Here is a 16964-nt window from a genome sequence, read left to right as displayed (position 1 = left end):
TTTTCATCTCTGGTGAGAAGTCATGGAAAATATTATACAAAAAATCAAAGAATTAAGAGCTACATTACGTCGTCACGAATATTTGTATCATGTTATGGATGCGCCAGAGATCCCTGATGCAGAATATGATCGTTTGATGCGAGAATTAAAAGCATTGGAAGAACAGCATCCAGAACTGGTTACTGCGGATTCTCCTACCCAGCGAGTGGGGGCAGCACCGTTAACGGCGTTTGAGCAGGTACGCCACGAGATCCCTATGTTGTCTTTGGATAACGTATTTGATGAAGAGAGCTACCTGGCATTTGACAAACGCGTTCGTGATCGTCTGAAAGACAGTCAGGATTTGGTGTTTTGTTGTGAGCTAAAACTTGATGGTTTGGCGGTCAGTTTGCTATATGAACATGGGGAGTTAGTACAGGCCGCGACTCGTGGCGATGGGACAACGGGAGAAAATATTACCGTCAACGTCCGTACTATTCGAGCCATTCCCTTGCGTTTGAAAGGAGATAATATTCCCGCTCGCGTCGAAATCCGTGGTGAAGTTTTTATGAAACAAGCTGGGTTTGAAAAATTCAACGAAGAAGCGCGTCGCACAGGAAATAAAATCTTCGCTAATCCCCGTAATGCGGCGGCTGGATCATTGCGTCAGCTTGACCCCCGCATTACTGCTAAACGTCCACTGACTTTCTATTGCTATGGGGTTGGTGTGCTGGAAGGCGGAGAGTTACCAGCAAGCCATTATGAACGTCTGATGCAATTCAAGCGGTGGGGACTGCCTGTCAATGACAATGTGAAGTTATGTCAGGGAACGCAACGAGTGATGGATTTTTACCATGACATTGAGCAGAAGCGGCCGACACTGGGTTTTGATATTGATGGAATTGTCGTCAAGGTCGATTCCCTCGAATTACAAGAAAGGTTGGGCTTTGTTGCCCGAGCGCCACGTTGGGCGACGGCTTTCAAGTTTCCGGCTCAAGAGCAGATGACTATCATCCGTGATGTCGAGTTTCAGGTAGGGCGTACTGGCGCTATTACTCCGGTAGCTCGTCTGGAGCCTGTATTGGTGGCAGGTGTTACGGTGAGTAATGCCACACTGCATAATGCAGATGAAATTGAACGTCTGGGGCTGCGTATTGGTGATACGGTGATTATTCGTCGTGCCGGAGATGTTATTCCGCAAGTTGTGGGCGTTGTTTATGAAAACAGGCCAGTAGAAACTCAGGAAGTGATTTTTCCCACACATTGTCCGGTTTGTGGCTCAGATATAGAGCGTGTTGAAGGTGAAGCAGTCGCTCGTTGTACAGGAGGCTTGTTCTGTGGAGCGCAACGGAAAGAGGCACTGAAACATTTTGTTTCCCGTCGTGCTATGGATGTTGATGGCATGGGCGAAAAAATTATTGAGCAGCTTGTGGATAAAGAGTATGTCAAAACGCCAGCTGAGCTTTTCCGACTGACAGCAGGGAAATTAACGGGTCTTGATCGTATGGGGCCGAAGTCTGCGCAAAATATCATTAATGCCTTGGAGAAAGCGAAGAAAACCACTTTTGCACGCTTTATTTACTCTTTGGGTATTCGTGAAGTTGGCGAAGCGACAGCCGCCAACCTGGTTGCACATTTTGGCACGTTAGAAAAATTACGTGCAGCGGACATTGAGGCATTGATTGCAGTGCAAGATGTGGGAAATGTTGTTGCCCGCCATGTTGTGAATTTCTTCAATGAGCCACACAATCAGGTGGTAATTGATGATCTGGTTAACAATATTGGTATTCATTGGGAATCGACTGAAAGCCTGAACTTTGATGAAGTCGACAGTCCATTGGCTGGCAAGACAGTAGTATTGACGGGCTCATTGAGCCGTTTATCCCGAGATGAAGCTAAAGATAAGCTGACAGCCTTGGGCGCAAAAGTGACAGGAAGTGTGTCTAAGAAAACAGATCTGGTTATTGCAGGTGAAGCGGCGGGTTCCAAATTAGCTAAGGCTAATGAGCTGGGAATTTACGTTATTGATGAAGAGGAAATGCTCCGTTTATTGGGTGAATAATATGTCTTCTACTTAGAGAGGCGATTATTAAAGTGTGATCGAGTTAGCTAAATAGAGACATGTAACCACCCAAATAGTAAATTAATGTGATAGTAATCAAAAATTACTATTATGTGTTGCATAAAATACAGATGTAAATTTGCACAGAATCGTGTTTGGAGCTCTTCTTTATGTCTATATCTCATATTTTACATTTTTTCCTCTCATTAGTGGTCATCGGCGGCCTGGCGGTTTTGGCAAGTAATAACCGGAAGGATATTAAGATTCGTTATATTATTCAGTTAATTATAATTGAACTCTTTCTGGCCTGGTTCTTCCTGAACTCTAACGTGGGTTTGGGAGTCGTTAAAGGATTTGACGATTTATTTGTCCATCTATTGTCTTATGCAGCGAAAGGGACTAGCTTTGTTTTCGGTGGCATGATAGAAGCAAATCTGGCCTTTTTCTTCCTGAATGTATTGTGTCCTATCATTTTTATTTCCGCCCTGATTGGTATTTTGCAGCACATCAAAGTACTGCCAATTATTATTCGTGTAATAGGTACAATACTGTCTAAAATCAACGGAATGGGTAAACTGGAATCGTTTAATGCGGTTAGTTCATTGATTCTGGGGCAGTCAGAAAACTTCATTGCTTATAAAAATGTGCTGGGTAACATGTCTGAACGCCGGATGTATACGATGGCGGCAACAGCAATGTCTACCGTATCCATGGCTATCGTCGGTGCTTACATGACGATGCTGGATGCAAAATATGTAGTTGCGGCACTGATCCTCAATATGTTCAGCACTTTTATCATCTTATCTCTCATCAATCCTTACTCTGTTGAGAATGAAGAAAATATCCGGATGAGCAACCTCCATGAAGGGCAAAGTTTCTTTGAAATGCTGGGTGATTATATTCTGGCGGGTTTCAAAGTTGCTTTGATTGTCACTGCGATGTTGATCGGTTTTATTGCCTTGATTGCGGGAGTTAACGCAATTTTCCATCTGGTATTTGGTATTACTTTCCAGGAATGTATGGGATATGTGTTTTATCCGTTTGCATGGATCATTGGTATTCCAAGTGATGAAGCGCTGAAAGTTGGCAGTATCATGGCAACCAAGTTGGTTTCCAACGAATTTGTGGCGATGCAGAGCCTGCAAGAGATGTCTGCTCAACTAAGTGAGCATTCGAAAGGTATTCTGTCTGTATTTTTGGTTTCTTTCGCTAACTTTGGTTCCATTGGGATTATTTCTGGCGCTGTTAAAGGGCTGGATGAACAACAAGGTAATGCTGTTGCGCGCTTTGGCTTGAAACTGCTGTTTGGTTCAACGCTGGTGAGTTTCCTGTCTGCGGCAATTACCGGACTGATTTTGAGCTTCTAATCTGTTTCATTAGATTTGGTAGAAAACAATCGAAAGTGGCGTTCTGGCAGGCGCCACTTTTTTATATCCACTGTGAGATAATGATGTTGATATGATGAACAAAGAAAATTTGCTGGAAATAGCGAATACAGCTATGCCATTTGGTAAATATAAAGGGCGAATGTTAATTGATTTACCGGAAGAGTATTTACTTTGGTTTGCTCGCAAGGGGGAGTTTCCACAGGGAAAACTGGGAGAATTGATGGAAATGACGCTTGCAATAAAAATTGAAGGATTGGACTCGCTGGTAAAACCGTTGAAAGGATCCTGATGGATAAAGTTTTTTTGTTCATTATTATCAAATCAGTGATATAAATCGCTTAACCATTTCCCTGATAGCACTAATATCCTGCGTGCAATAAATGATGACAGGAATAGGTTCTTATAGCCAATTTTTTAATAATTGACCTTAACCCTTAATTGGATTACGAATACAGCGATATGAGAAAAATCCCTGAAAACTGGCGTCTTCAGGGATTAAGAATTTTGGTGGAGCTAAGCGGGATCGAACCGCTGACCTCTTGCATGCCATGCAAGCGCTCTCCCAGCTGAGCTATAGCCCCACAAATGTGGTTCAGGTTTTGAATACCAAATACTGATTACTCTGATGAGTAAGTAAGATAAGTATTTGGTGGAGCTAAGCGGGATCGAACCGCTGACCTCTTGCATGCCATGCAAGCGCTCTCCCAGCTGAGCTATAGCCCCAAATCAAAATCCTGTAGGACGGGGCGAATCATATGAAAACCGGAGAATTCTGTCAATGAATTCATTAATATTCTCGGTGTAAGCGTTGAAAAAGCCGACAATGGCCAGTTTGGAGGGTAAAAAATCAAGGCACTGCAATGAATTGAGTGCCTTGATTATTCACGCCACATTATGACGTAACTTCGGTAAATGACGATTTATTGCGCTTCACGCTGAACAATATAAGCCAGAGCCTTATCAATACGAGATAATGAACGAGCTTGGTTAATAGCATGGATTGTCACATCAACACTTGGAGATTGCCCCGCACCTGTAACAGCAACACGCAGTGGCATACCGACTTTACCCATTCCAACTTCTAATTCATCAGCCGTCGCCTGAATAGCGTGATGGATATTCTCAGGTGTCCATTCAGTAATAGCTGCCAGTTTCGCACGGGCAATTTCTAATGGCTGGCGAGCAACTGGACGCAGATGTTTTTTCGCCGCATCCGCATTAAACTCGGCAAACTCTTCATAGAAATAACGGCAAGATTCAGCCATTTCTTTCAGTGTCTTGCAGCGCTCACCTAATAGTTTGATCAAATCAACCAGTTCTGGACCCGTGCGAGTATCAATACCTTGCTGTTCAATATGCCACGCTAAATGTACAGCAACTTTTTCTGCTGGCAGCGTATTGATGTAGTGGTGGTTCAACCATTGCAGTTTTTCCGTATTGAATGCACTGGCAGATTTGCTGATGGCATCAAGGCTAAACAGTTCAGTCATTTCTTCAACGCTGAAAATTTCCTGATCGCCATGTGACCAGCCCAGACGAACCAGATAGTTCAACAGTGCTTCTGGCAGATAACCATCATCACGGTATTGCATTACACTGACTGCACCGTGGCGTTTGGACAGTTTTTTACCATCGTCGCCGAGGATCATAGAAACATGGGCGTATTCTGGGACAGGTGCGCCAAGCGCTTTCAGGATATTGATCTGACGTGGGGTATTATTGATATGGTCTTCACCACGAATAACATGGGTTATTTCCATATCCCAATCATCAATAACTACACAGAAGTTATAAGTTGGTGAGCCATCGGTACGGCGAATGATCAAATCGTCCAGCTCTTGGTTACTGAATTCAATCGGGCCACGGATACTGTCATTAAAAACAACAGACCCTTCTTGTGGGTTACGGAAACGCACAACATGTGGCTCATCGTGACTATGCTGGCACTCGCTATCACGGCATTTTCCGTCATAACGTGGTTTTTCACCATTAGCCATCTGAGTTTCACGCAATTGTTCCAAACGCTCTTTAGAGCAATAGCAACGGTAAGCAGTACCTTGCTCTAACATTTCATCAATAACCTGGTTGTAACGGTCGAAACGTTTGGTCTGATAATAAGGGCCTTCATCCCAATTCAGATTTAACCAGTTCATCCCGTCCATAATTGCGTCGATGGCTTCTTGGGTAGAGCGTTCCAGATCGGTATCTTCGATGCGAAGAACAAATTCACCTTGATTGTGGCGACTGTATAACCAGGAATAAAGAGCAGTACGCGCACCACCAACATGCAGATAGCCAGTAGGACTTGGTGCAAAACGGGTTTTAATTTTACTCATCAGGAATTGCCTTAATTACATTTCTCTTTATTAGAGAGCGTGTTGGATGATTGAAGTAACAACAGTGGGAGTTATTTTATCACTGCACTTCAATTCCTCAATGGCGTTAACGGCAGGTTATTGAGAAAAGCTAAAATAATCCATCCAAATGATACCATAGCGTGATTATAATTGTTTCATTCTGTTTAATTTTACGACGAACGATTGTTTTAGTGATAAAAAGCGTTGACTCACTTCGAACTATCCCTATAATGCGACTCCATCACGACGGGGCGATTAGCTCAGTTGGTAGAGCATCTCCCTTACAAGGAGGAGGTCATCAGTTCGAATCTGGTATCGCCCACCATATTTCTCGTAGTGATAAAAATGATTTTATGATTGGGCGATTAGCTCAGTTGGTAGAGCATCTCCCTTACAAGGAGGGGGTCATCAGTTCGAATCTGGTATCGCCCACCAATCATAAATCAGTGGTATTGATGTCGTTAATAGTCATCATGAAGTGGGCGATTAGCTCAGTTGGTAGAGCATCTCCCTTACAAGGAGGGGGTCATCAGTTCGAATCTGGTATCGCCCACCACTTCATCGGGTTGTTTCGTCTCCAGTATCACATTGATATTTAGAATGGGTCGTTAGCTCAGTCGGTAGAGCAGTTGACTTTTAATCAATTGGTCGCAGGTTCGAATCCTGCACGACCCACCATTAAAATATCAAAATCAAAATTATCTAATTGGGTCGTTAGCTCAGTCGGTAGAGCAGTTGACTTTTAATCAATTGGTCGCAGGTTCGAATCCTGCACGACCCACCATTTAGATAGCAAAATCAGAATTACCTAATTGGGTCGTTAGCTCAGTCGGTAGAGCAGTTGACTTTTAATCAATTGGTCGCAGGTTCGAATCCTGCACGACCCACCATTTAGGTATCAAGATATGAAGTGGGCGATTAGCTCAGTTGGTAGAGCATCTCCCTTACAAGGAGGGGGTCATCAGTTCGAATCTGGTATCGCCCACCACTTCATACCCGCATTTCTTATCAGATATCCGCATACTTTATAGCCATATCTCCTGAATACTGTTTCTGTTGATACACATAACCTCGTATTTATTTTGCCTTTAATCCATAGCTCTTGAATTTTTCCAACACTTGCTGCATTTCTGCCGGAGAAAGTATTGGCACTGTATCCAGTATTGGGAGCACTTTTAAATAAAGTTGTGCTAATATCTCAATTTCATTGGCCAGCCATAGCGCTTTTTCCAGATTAACTTCCATTGCAATCATGCCATGATGCTGCATCAATAATGCCTTACTGTATGCGATTCCCTTTTTTACATTGTCAGCTAATTCAGCCGTCCCAAAAGTGGCATAGGGAATGCAGGGAACATGATCAGTGCCTGTAACGGCAACCATATAGTGGATAGCGGGTATGGCATGATTGAGAATAGAGACTGCTGTGGCATTAACCGCATGGTTATGTACAACGGCATTGAGATTAGAACGTGCTTGATAGCAAGAGAGATGAAAATGCCATTCGCTTGAAGGCACCTTATCGGCTTCATATTCCCCCTGATTACTGACAAATACGATTTGTTCAGCTGTTAACTTTTCATAAGCCATGCCACTCGGGGTAATCAGAAAACCATCTTGATAGCGGGCACTGATATTGCCCGATGTCCCCTGGTTCAATCCAAGCGCGTTCATTTTGAGACAAGTTTCAATAATCTCTTGGGCGATTTGTGCTCTATTCATCATTTTACCTTGCATGATAATGACGGTTACCCACACAGATCAGGGAAAAGCGCTCGTAATCCTTCCGCACTGGCATCACAAATCCCACGTTCGGTAATCAATCCGGTGATAAGTTCAGCAGGTGTAACATCAAAAGCATAGTTTTCACAAGATGTTCCATGTGGCGCTGTGTTAACCCAGCTTCGTACACCTTCAGGTGTGATGCCATATACGTAGGACTGTTCTTCACCTGAACGTTGCTCAATGGGAATTTCTTTTACGCCATCCCAGACGGTTAAATCCAATGTAGGAGATGGCAGGGCAACGTAAAAAGGCACCTGATTGGCTTTGGCTGCTAATGCCTTGAGATAAGTGCCAATTTTGTTGCATACATCGCCTCGGGCGGTTGTCCGGTCTGTACCAACAATACAGAGATCCACATTGCCATGTTGCATCAAATGCCCACCGGCGTTATCAGCAATTAAAGTATGTGGTACACCATGTGAACCTAATTCGAAAGCAGTCAACCCTCCTTGATTACGAGGACGGGTTTCATCAACCCAGACATGAACCTTGATCCCGGCATCATGCGCCATATAAATTGGCGCCAGAGCCGTTCCCCAATCTACTGTCGCGAGCCAGCCGGCATTGCAGTGAGTCAGGATCTTGACCGTTTCGCCTGTTGGTTTGGTTTCTGCGATACTCTGGATTATTTTTAATCCGTGCTCACCAATTTTGTGACAGAGTTCCACATCTTCATCTGCAATTTCATTGGCGATACGATAAGCTGTTGTTTCACGTTGTGAATATTCGAGATTTTCTAGTGCTCGATAAGTTCGATCCAAAGCCCACTTTAAATTGATCGCAGTAGGACGGGTTTTCACCAAAACATGGTAAGCTTGTTGCAGACTTTCATCGCTACTTTCTTGATGCATTGCCAAAGCCATACCATATGCGGCGACAGCACCAATCAAAGGCGCTCCCCGTACCCACATTTCTTTGATGGCTGTTGCCGCATCTTGCATAGTGCGTAGTTGAATAGTCTGCACTTCAAAAGGAAGTTTGGTTTGGTCGAAAATTTCGACGGTATAACCATCGCCGGCAAGCCAAACAGAACGGTAATGAATGCCATTAATTTTCATATCAACCTCTTAACACTGTGCAATATAACGTCTGATTAGCGAAAAAGTGGGATAATTTTCTCCATTGACGACCAATTCCCGTGCCAGTTTTAGTGCTCGTTTTTCACAGATAGCGCGCTGGTTTTGATCTTCAATTTGTTTAAAATCGGCAACACCGGCAAACCCAACAATACGACGATTAATTTCTAAGCCAGCATAGGCGAGTGTGTCTTTAAATAAGGTGGATAGAAAGTCATCTTGCACTGTTTTTAAGAAGGAAGCATCGAATATCCCCTGTTGATAAAGCACGACAGGATAAGCATCCCCAATGTCTTTTTCATTCCATAATTGGCGAAAATGGCGTTCAAACACCGACCAGGTTGTTTCTATTTGTCCTAAAAGCCATGTTTGGTAATCAACGCACTGTGCATGATTTTCTCGCAGGGCTGGCTGGGCAAAGTAAGCCATCAATAAATTACCGATATAGTTACCGATATCAAACGCCATTGGTCCCATAAAACTAAATTCTGGATCAATAACTTTGGTGGAGTTTGGCGTCACCATGATTGAGCCGGAATGGAGATCACCATGCAGCAAAGCTTGTGTTTGCGTCATGAATTGATACTTATACTGCATGGCGGCTTGAATGAGTGCTCGATCTTGCCAAATAGAGTCGATCTCATCGTCAAGTTGGGGGGCAGTCCAGTTATTTCTCTCTGCGTTAAAATAGGGTTCAGTAAAAATCAGATCTTCAGTGATCTTGCAAAGTTCATGATTATTGACAAAGAGAGCAGTAAGATTTTTTTTATTTTTACCAGCCATGCCAATATCGGAGGTATGGAACAGCGTATTCGCAAGGAAAATGCCAATATCTTCGGCAAAGTGGGAAATCTTTTCTCCGGCGATAAGGCAATTGCGCAGGATGATATGCTGAGATAAATACTCCATGACAAAGAGAGACATTTTTTCATCATAAAAATAGACATCAGGAACATATTCTTTGGCGACTTTTTTTTCTTCAATTAGAGCATGATATTCAAAATGCGCACGAACAGGGGAAAGCGGCCATGATTCACCCGCAGCTCGTACATAAGGCAGGGCCTGTTTTACGACAATCGTTTTTTCTTTTCCAGAGACAATAAAGACTAAATTAAGATTTCCATCACCCACTTCTTGGATTTGCCAGGTTTCAGGGGAACCGCCTGGTAAAATGGTTGTTGGTAAATTTTTAGCAAGATAATGTGATAAAGATTCGCAATTTTGTGGAATATATCCTGTAGGAAGATGAGCAGACATTATTTTTCATCCTGATAATTTCATGAAGGAAAGTTCATAAACTGCACCGCGATAACTCATTCTGCTGTAATGAAATTTACATTTGTTAACTATAGTTATGCAAAAGTAAGGTGTCTGTGATGGAACTAACGAATTCCTCGTGAGTGAAATATTCTGTTTTTTATTCGACTAATATCAAACGAGTATCAACTATGTTTGAGGTTTTGGTAGAGGGGAAAGCCCATAAGTAGCGCTGGCACGATCACAGCCTTCATTATAATCTTCCATTTCCCAGGCTTGGGGAAATTCTCTGCAAGAAGAGGGTTTTTTTATCATAGATAGAACAGGAAACCGATTTACCAATTTCACCGTATAAGCAAGCACCGCAGTTAATACAGGGATTGTCTTGTAACACCACCATCACCGACAAAAATGAGTGTCATACTGTTCAATAAAGCTAAAAAAGAATCCACAGAATCGGATACGACAACTTCACTATTTTTTCCTATACGTGATTTTAAATCCTCAGCTAAAGGAATGTCATGCCTATATGAAGAAATAAAAAATTTTTATCTGGATGATTTTCTAGAATTTTATTTGCTATTAAAGTGAGAGGTTCATTATTTATGAGACTGTATTTTAAAAATTCTATCGTTTAAAGTTGGTTTCATTATAGTTAAATTGAGTCCATTCTTTAATACCACTGAGAAAATTTCTTACATATAGTTGAGGCTAAAGAATATTTAGTCCACAAAATCAATGCGGTGATTGATTTTTAATTTATTCGTGATGTCGTTGCCGTAAAAAATACTAAAGTTTGTTAATTTTTTAATTCCTTTAATTATAGTTCCTGACTGTCTTTAAGTAGAAGAATGAATAAGATGAATGAAAGATCATGCTGTCAATTTGAATGAAAATGAAATATTTTCGGGGGTGGTTTTTCTCTGAAAATGAACTTTAATAAGGATCACGTTTTCGATTGATCTACTCTGCTGTAATTGTTTCTTGATGTGGACGGTTTTGATTTTGAAGCTGGGATTATCGCCAGGGACTAATTGTCTTTGATGGTCATTGTGGTTGAAGAATAAGAAATATCTATTTTAATTAAAAGCGAACGTTTTAACCATATCTGAATAGACTGGAGATGTTATGCAGCCACTATTACAGTTGATCCGTCGCCATAAATCAGGCGAGAACGTAGGGATTTACTCTGTTTGCTCGGCGCATCCTTGGGTGCTGGAAAGTGCAATTCGTTTAGCCAAAGAGAGAAATTCTTCGGTACTTATTGAGGCGACTTCTAATCAGGTTAATCAGTTCGGTGGATATACAGGAATGCAACCAGCAGATTTCCGCGCAATGATCTGGAAAATTGCTGACAAAATAGGGTTTCCCCGCGAAAGAGTCTGGCTCGGTGGCGATCATCTGGGTCCTAATACATGGCAGAATCGTAGCGCGCAAGAGGCTATGCAGCTCGCTGAAACACTGATTTACGATTATGTTGCGGCAGGTTTCAGGAAAATTCATCTCGATTGTTCAATGTCTTGTGCAGATGATCCGGTGCCACTTAGTGATGAAATCGTAGCATCCCGTGCAGCGAGGCTGTGCCAGGTTGCTGAGCGCAGTTGGAAAGAGCACAGCGGTGAACACCCTGTTTATGTGATTGGTACTGAAGTTCCTGTACCGGGAGGTACTAAGGCGTCAATGGCAGGGATGCAGATCACTTCACCTCAGGCAGCAGAAATGACGCTGAAAATTCATCAATACGCATGGCAAGAGCATGGGTTAGCGGATGTCTGGCCGCGGGTTATTGGTCTTGTGGTTCAGCCTGGCGTTGAATTTGATCATCATAATGTTGAACATTACAAGTCAGCGCAAGCACAAACACTAAGCCAGTTTATCGAAACCGTCCCCCATTTGGTTTATGAGGTTCATTCTACGGATTATCAGACTCAGCGTGCTTACCGTGAATTGGTGCGTGACCACTTTGCCATCCTAAAGGTGGGGCCTGCACTGACGTTTGCCCTGCGCGAGGGTCTGTTTGCTCTCGATAAGTTAGATTGTGAATGGAATGGTGAGCTGAATGCGGCTCACCTGCACGATACGCTGGAGCAGATCATGCATGAACAGCCTCAGCACTGGAGTCCTTATTACCAAGGCAGTGCACATCAGCAATATCTCGACCGCCAATACAGTCTTAGTGACCGCATCCGTTACTACTGGGCAGATCCAAAGGCAGAAGCGGCAGTCAATAAGCTGTTAAATAACCTGCATAATAATCCAACACCTCTGTCGATGCTAAGTCAGTACCTGCCTGAGCAGGCCGAAGCAGTAAAAGTAGGGCGGTTGGAACATGATCCGAAAGCGTGGGTGATGGATAAAGTGAGAACTGTCTTAATTCAGTATGCACTAGCGTGTGAGGGACAGAGTGAAGGAGCTGTAGCATGAGGACAATACTGTCATATTCACAGTCATGGCTGGAAGAACACAATGCGCTGTTTACCGCAGAGGAGATTGCCCATCAACCCCGTTTATGGCGCGAACTCTATCGTGAACTGGAGTCCAGCGCGGCACAGTGGCAGCCTTTTTTGTCTTCATTGTTAGTTAAGCCTGATTTACAGATTATCCTCTGTGGTGCCGGTTCTTCTGCTTTTATCGGTAAAGCGATGGCGCCGTGGTTACGTGAACATTGTGGGTTGGATGTCTACGCCTATGCGTCAACGGATATAGTGCCGACACCGTGGCAGTATCTTGAAAAACAGCGTCCAACCTTACTGGTTTCCTATGCACGTTCCGGTAACAGCCCGGAAAGTGTCGGTGCAATTGAGCTGGCGGATCAGTTGGCTGGTGATATTTATCACTTGATACTTACCTGTAATCCTGATGGTGCGCTTACCCATTATGTAAAAGCCAAACGTGCAGAGGGTAAGAACAATGCTTGCTCGCTGATTATGCCTAAAGGTTCTCATGATCGTAGCTTTGCAATGACATCCAGCTTCAGTTGCATGACGTTGGCAACATTGCTACTGCTTGGCAAACTGGATTTTGTACGGGCAGGTAAGTCAGTCGAAAAGATGGCCACTCTCTGTGAAAAGTGTTTTTCAGAATGGTTGCCGCGGGTTCAGAAAGTATCACAGTCTGGTTTTAGCAGAATGGTGGCATTGGGTTCCGGCTGTTTTACCGGTATCGCGGAAGAAGGTGCCCTGAAGATGCTTGAACTGACAGCCGGTGAAGTGGCAACCCGTTTTGACTCTACACTTGGTGTACGCCACGGGCCTAAATTCATGATTGATGAAAATACTTTAGTTGTCGTTATGCTGTCGGAGGAAGCGTATTGTCGCCGTTATGATATCGATCTGCTCAATGAACTGAAACATGATGAACTGGCAAAACAGATTATTCCGCTTAGCAGCCTGCCATTGTCGGGAGCTGTTGAACTGAATAGCCGGCTTTCTGATATTTGGTTGATGTTCCCATATCTTATCTTTTTCCAGTTGTTGGCATTCAATACCTCTCTGACATATGGCTTATCACCCGATAATCCTTGCCCGACAGGGGAAGTAAACCGGGTTGTAAAAGGTGTCCAATTATACCCTTACCAACAACAAAATAATAATAGGAGTGAGTATGTCTGCTCCAAACATATTGATGACCCGAATCGATAACCGTCTGATTCATGGTCAGGTTGGCGTGACCTGGACAAATTCACTGGGCGCGAATTTGGTTGTGGTGGCGAATGATGAAGCATCAGCCGACCCTGTTGCGCAATCTTTAATGGATATGGTGGTCTCTGACGATGTGCAGACCCGCTATTTCACATTGCAGAAAACAATTGATGTCATTCACAAGGCGGCGGACAGGCAGAAAATTTTTATTGTCTGCAAAACACCTCAGGACGTGCTTACTCTGGTTAAAGGAGGTGTTCCTATCAAATTTGTCAATGTCGGAAATATGCATTTCTCGGAAGGAAAAAAGCAGATCCACAAAACGGTCTCTGTTGATGACGCTGATATCAATGCATTCCGTGAGTTGGATAAACTGGGAATCACATGTGAAATCCGTCGGGTACCGGATGAAGCGGGTGAATCAGTCTCTAAGCTGATTAGCTGAGGAGGTCAGTATGCTTACCAGCGCACTACTTATTGCTTTACTGGCAGGGATAGCCGGTGTTGACCTGTTTAACGGACTGACTCACATTCACCGTCCCATCGTGATTGGTCCTTTAGTCGGACTGGTTTTAGGAGATGTACAGACGGGTTTGCTGGTTGGCGGAACGCTGGAACTGGTCTGGATGGGGATGGTACCACTGGCCGGAGCGCAGCCACCTAATGTGGTTATCGGCGGGGTGATTGGGACAACGTTTGCGATCATGGCCCATACCGATCCGAAAGTGGCGATAGGGATAGCTGTGCCGTTTTCGATAGCCGTACAGGGTTGTATCACACTGTTGTTTACTATTTATTCACCGATGATGCACAAGTGCGATGAAATGGTGAAAAAACTGAACTGGCGTGGTGTCGAATGGGTTAACTACTTCGGTATGCTCATTCTGTTCTTGTTCTACTTTATTGTGGCTTTCCTGCCGATCTATTTCGGTGCAGATGCGGCGAGCACAATGGTTCGGAAAGCGCCACAATGGTTGCTTGATGGCCTTGCGGTAGCAGGGGGAATGATGCCTGCTATCGGTTTCTCATTACTGATGAAACTTATGATGAAAAAAACCTATGTGGCCTACTTCATTCTGGGTTTTATTTCTGTGACTTTCCTGAACATGCCAATTATTGCAGTAGCACTTGGCGCATTCGCAATCGCACTGATTGATTTCTTTAATCGTACCGGTAACAACAGCAACGACGATCAGGATGCAGGCTCTCAGACTACCGAACAGGAGATGAACGATGGCATTTAACATAGCAACCCGCCAGATTGATCGGAACGACTATATTGACAGAGAACCCGGCCCCGAACTGACAAACCGCGATATTAACGTAATGGCGCTGCGCTCACTACTGTTACAGGCATCGTTTAACTATGAACGTATGCAGGCAGGGGGCTGGTTATATACCCTGATACCGGCACTGCGCAAGATCCATAAAAATCCACAGGACCTATCCAACTCCATGAAAATGCATATGGAGTTTATCAATGTTCATCCCTTTGATGTCACGTTCCTTTCTGGACTTGTGTTGGCGATGGAAAAGAGCAAGGAGAAGGTGTCTACCATCCGTGCTGTGAAAGTTGCATTAATGGGACCTTTAGGCGGGATTGGTGATGCTTTGTTTTGGTTAACCCTATTACCTATTTGTGCCGGCATTGGTGCTTCTCTGGCACTTCAGGGTAGTTTATTTGGGCCAATTATTTTTCTGCTGATGTTCAATATCGTGCACTTTGCCTTGCGTTTCGGGCTGGCGCATTACGGTTATCAGGCAGGCACCAAAGCGATTGCCATGCTGAAAACGCACACCAGAAACATCTCTCATGCGGCTTCAATTGTCGGTATGACAGTAATAGGTGCGCTGGTAGCCTCCTACGTTCACCTTTCCACACCGTTAGTATTGAAAGCCGGTGAGGCGAAGGTAGCTCTACAGACGGATGTACTGGATAAAGTGATGCCTAATCTGCTGCCTCTGGCTTTTACTCTGTTAGTTTACTGGCTGATGAAAAAGGGAGCATCACCTGTGAAATTGATTGGTATCACAGTGGTGTTTGGGGTTGTCGGTAAGTTAGTTGGTTTTCTATAAGGAGTGCAGATGCTAGGTGTAGTGATAACCGGACATGGCAGTTTTGCCAGTGGCCTGTTGCAGGCAGTAGAACAGGTCATTGGCCCACAGGAGCAGTGTGTAGCCGTGGATTTTCCAGAAGGAATGTGTACGGAGGCACTGAAAAAAGCACTGGAGGCGGCGTGTTACCAATGTGATCAGGGTCAAGGGCTGGTTTTTCTCACTGATTTGCTCGGCGGTTCTCCGTTCAGACAGGCTGCACAGATGGCATTAAATCATCCAGCATATCAAGTCATTACTGGTACTAATATGCAGATGGTTGCGGAAATGATGCTTGAGCGTGACGGTATGACAGCCACTGAGTTTCGCGACATGGCACTGGAATGCGGGCATCGTGGGCTGACCAGCCTGTGGCATGAACAGCAGCGTGAAAGACAGGCATCACAGGGTATTGATGGTATCTGAGGAGATAACATGTATCTGATTTCTAATCGAGAAATGCTGAAAAAAGCGCAGCGTGGTGGATACGCTGTACCTGCCTTTAATGTCCATAACCTTGAAACAGTGCAGGTGGTGGTAGAAACCGCAGCCGCACTGTCATCACCGGTGATATTGGCGGGAACACCCGGCACCTTTACTTACGCAGGGTTGGAATATATGGTGTCTATCTGTCGTGAAGCGGCGTATATCAACCATCTGCCGATAGCACTGCATCTGGATCACCATGAAGAGTATAATGATATCTGTCATAAGGTGCAGTCCGGTATCCGTTCTGTGATGATTGATGGTTCACATCTGCCTTTTGAGCAGAATATCGAGGCGGTATCCCGTGTAGTTCGGTTTTGCCAGAACTACGATGTCAGTGTTGAGGCAGAATTAGGTAGGCTCGGTGGTCAGGAAGATGATTTAGCCGTCGATAGCAAAGATAGTTTCTATACTGATCCTATGGCTGCGAAGGAGTATGTTGCCCGTACAGGTATTGATTCACTGGCGGTCGCGATAGGTTCGGCACATGGCCTATATCACGGGGAGCCGCACCTCGATTTTGATCGTCTGGCCGCTATCAAGCAGCAGGTTGATATTCCATTGGTGTTGCATGGTGCATCGGGTATCCCTGAAGAGCTGGTTCAGCGCGCAATTAATTTTGGGATCTGCAAGGTGAATGTGGCGACAGATCTGAAAATTGCTTTTGCTGACGCGGTTAAAGCATATTTTGCTGAACACCCGGATGCAAATGATCCGCGCAAATATATCACACCGGGTAAGGAGGCAATGCGCAAGGTGGTCGAAACTAAAATCCACATTTGCGGTAGCGCGGGAATGATGTAATCACAAATTAGGGTTAAATAATCACGGGAACAATT

General features: G+C 44.1%; 14 protein-coding genes and 9 tRNA genes. 17 read left to right on the top strand and 6 right to left on the bottom strand.

What is annotated here, in order from left to right; genetic code table 11:
• The first annotated feature begins 22 nt into the window (after positions 1 to 22).
• The 3 genes from ligA (at position 23) to ACE1SE_RS11765 (ending at position 3718) form a co-directional block, all read left to right on the top strand.
• Positions 23 to 2041: an NAD-dependent DNA ligase LigA gene (ligA, locus tag ACE1SE_RS11775; RefSeq protein WP_374051056.1), complete on the top strand. Its 2019-nt coding sequence runs from the start codon at positions 23 to 25 to the stop codon at positions 2039 to 2041.
• A gap of 176 nt (positions 2042 to 2217) precedes the next feature.
• Positions 2218 to 3408 (top strand): NupC/NupG family nucleoside CNT transporter, encoded by a 1191-nt coding sequence (locus ACE1SE_RS11770; protein ID WP_374053660.1) that lies wholly within the window; start codon positions 2218 to 2220, stop codon positions 3406 to 3408.
• Positions 3409 to 3502: 94 nt separating this feature from the next.
• Positions 3503 to 3718: a DUF3820 family protein gene (locus ACE1SE_RS11765; RefSeq protein WP_374053659.1), complete on the top strand. Its 216-nt coding sequence runs from the start codon at positions 3503 to 3505 to the stop codon at positions 3716 to 3718.
• A gap of 216 nt (positions 3719 to 3934) precedes the next feature.
• Here ACE1SE_RS11765 and ACE1SE_RS11760 read toward each other — a convergent pair.
• From ACE1SE_RS11760 to gltX, 3 genes are all read right to left on the bottom strand, one after another.
• A tRNA-Ala gene (locus tag ACE1SE_RS11760) sits at positions 3935 to 4010 on the bottom strand.
• A 66-nt stretch (positions 4011 to 4076) separates the two neighbouring features.
• Positions 4077 to 4152 (bottom strand) — tRNA-Ala (locus tag ACE1SE_RS11755).
• Positions 4153 to 4349: 197 nt separating this feature from the next.
• Positions 4350 to 5765 carry a glutamate--tRNA ligase gene (gene gltX / locus ACE1SE_RS11750; protein WP_374051055.1) on the bottom strand — a complete coding sequence of 472 codons (1416 nt, stop codon included), beginning with the start codon at positions 5763 to 5765 and terminating at the stop codon, positions 4350 to 4352.
• Between the two features lie 270 nt (positions 5766 to 6035).
• Between gltX and ACE1SE_RS11745 the strand changes: the two genes are divergently transcribed.
• The 7 genes from ACE1SE_RS11745 to ACE1SE_RS11715 all read left to right on the top strand — a co-directional run bounded on the left by ACE1SE_RS11745 (position 6036) and on the right by ACE1SE_RS11715 (position 6774).
• Positions 6036 to 6111 (top strand) — tRNA-Val (locus ACE1SE_RS11745).
• A 34-nt stretch (positions 6112 to 6145) separates the two neighbouring features.
• A tRNA-Val gene (locus tag ACE1SE_RS11740) sits at positions 6146 to 6221 on the top strand.
• A 45-nt stretch (positions 6222 to 6266) separates the two neighbouring features.
• Positions 6267 to 6342: transfer RNA gene (locus ACE1SE_RS11735), tRNA-Val, on the top strand.
• A gap of 46 nt (positions 6343 to 6388) precedes the next feature.
• Positions 6389 to 6464 (top strand) — tRNA-Lys (locus tag ACE1SE_RS11730).
• Between the two features lie 30 nt (positions 6465 to 6494).
• Positions 6495 to 6570, top strand: a tRNA-Lys gene (locus ACE1SE_RS11725).
• Between the two features lie 30 nt (positions 6571 to 6600).
• Positions 6601 to 6676: transfer RNA gene (locus ACE1SE_RS11720), tRNA-Lys, on the top strand.
• A gap of 22 nt (positions 6677 to 6698) precedes the next feature.
• Positions 6699 to 6774 (top strand) — tRNA-Val (locus tag ACE1SE_RS11715).
• Between the two features lie 89 nt (positions 6775 to 6863).
• Here ACE1SE_RS11715 and ACE1SE_RS11710 read toward each other — a convergent pair.
• From ACE1SE_RS11710 to mtnK, 3 genes are read right to left on the bottom strand one after another with little or no spacing between them, the layout of a single operon-like run.
• The gene (locus tag ACE1SE_RS11710; protein ID WP_374053658.1) at positions 6864 to 7508 is read right to left on the bottom strand and encodes an L-fuculose-phosphate aldolase; all 645 of its coding nucleotides are present in this window, start codon (positions 7506 to 7508) and stop codon (positions 6864 to 6866) included.
• Between the two features lie 26 nt (positions 7509 to 7534).
• Positions 7535 to 8629, bottom strand: coding sequence for an S-methyl-5-thioribose-1-phosphate isomerase (gene mtnA, locus ACE1SE_RS11705; RefSeq protein ID WP_374051054.1), 1095 nt, complete (start codon positions 8627 to 8629; stop codon positions 7535 to 7537).
• Positions 8630 to 8638: 9 nt separating this feature from the next.
• Positions 8639 to 9904, bottom strand: coding sequence for an S-methyl-5-thioribose kinase (gene mtnK, locus ACE1SE_RS11700; RefSeq protein ID WP_374051053.1), 1266 nt, complete (start codon positions 9902 to 9904; stop codon positions 8639 to 8641).
• A 1128-nt stretch (positions 9905 to 11032) separates the two neighbouring features.
• Between mtnK and ACE1SE_RS11695 the strand changes: the two genes are divergently transcribed.
• Genes ACE1SE_RS11695 through ACE1SE_RS11665 form a run of 7 tightly spaced genes read left to right on the top strand, consistent with a single transcriptional unit; the run spans position 11033 to position 16929 of the window.
• Complete coding sequence (locus ACE1SE_RS11695) at positions 11033 to 12328, top strand: D-tagatose-bisphosphate aldolase, class II, non-catalytic subunit (RefSeq protein WP_374051052.1); 1296 nt, start codon at positions 11033 to 11035, stop codon at positions 12326 to 12328.
• Positions 12325 to 13545, top strand: coding sequence for an SIS domain-containing protein (locus tag ACE1SE_RS11690; protein ID WP_374051051.1), 1221 nt, complete (start codon positions 12325 to 12327; stop codon positions 13543 to 13545). Before ACE1SE_RS11695 ends, ACE1SE_RS11690 begins: the two co-directional genes overlap by 4 nt.
• Positions 13508 to 13990, top strand: coding sequence for a PTS N-acetylgalactosamine transporter subunit IIB (gene agaV, locus ACE1SE_RS11685; protein ID WP_374051050.1), 483 nt, complete (start codon positions 13508 to 13510; stop codon positions 13988 to 13990). The genes ACE1SE_RS11690 and agaV overlap by 38 nt, the downstream gene beginning before the upstream one ends.
• Positions 13991 to 14000: 10 nt before the next feature.
• Complete coding sequence (agaW, locus tag ACE1SE_RS11680; protein ID WP_374051049.1) at positions 14001 to 14789, top strand: PTS N-acetylgalactosamine transporter subunit IIC; 789 nt, start codon at positions 14001 to 14003, stop codon at positions 14787 to 14789.
• The gene (locus tag ACE1SE_RS11675; RefSeq protein ID WP_374051048.1) at positions 14779 to 15621 is read left to right on the top strand and encodes a PTS system mannose/fructose/sorbose family transporter subunit IID; all 843 of its coding nucleotides are present in this window, start codon (positions 14779 to 14781) and stop codon (positions 15619 to 15621) included. Before agaW ends, ACE1SE_RS11675 begins: the two co-directional genes overlap by 11 nt.
• Before the next feature lie 9 nt (positions 15622 to 15630).
• On the top strand, positions 15631 to 16065 hold the full coding sequence (gene agaF / locus ACE1SE_RS11670) for a PTS galactosamine/N-acetylgalactosamine transporter subunit IIA (RefSeq protein WP_374051047.1): 435 nt from the start codon (positions 15631 to 15633) through the stop codon (positions 16063 to 16065).
• Positions 16066 to 16074: 9 nt separating this feature from the next.
• Positions 16075 to 16929 (top strand): tagatose bisphosphate family class II aldolase, encoded by an 855-nt coding sequence (locus ACE1SE_RS11665; RefSeq protein ID WP_374051046.1) that lies wholly within the window; start codon positions 16075 to 16077, stop codon positions 16927 to 16929.
• The last annotated feature ends 35 nt before the right edge of the window (positions 16930 to 16964 follow it).

Origin of the sequence: Xenorhabdus taiwanensis (assembly GCF_036512875.1) — a bacterium.
Taxonomy (GTDB): domain Bacteria; phylum Pseudomonadota; class Gammaproteobacteria; order Enterobacterales; family Enterobacteriaceae; genus Xenorhabdus; species Xenorhabdus taiwanensis.
This window is presented reverse-complemented; position numbering and strand designations above follow the sequence as displayed.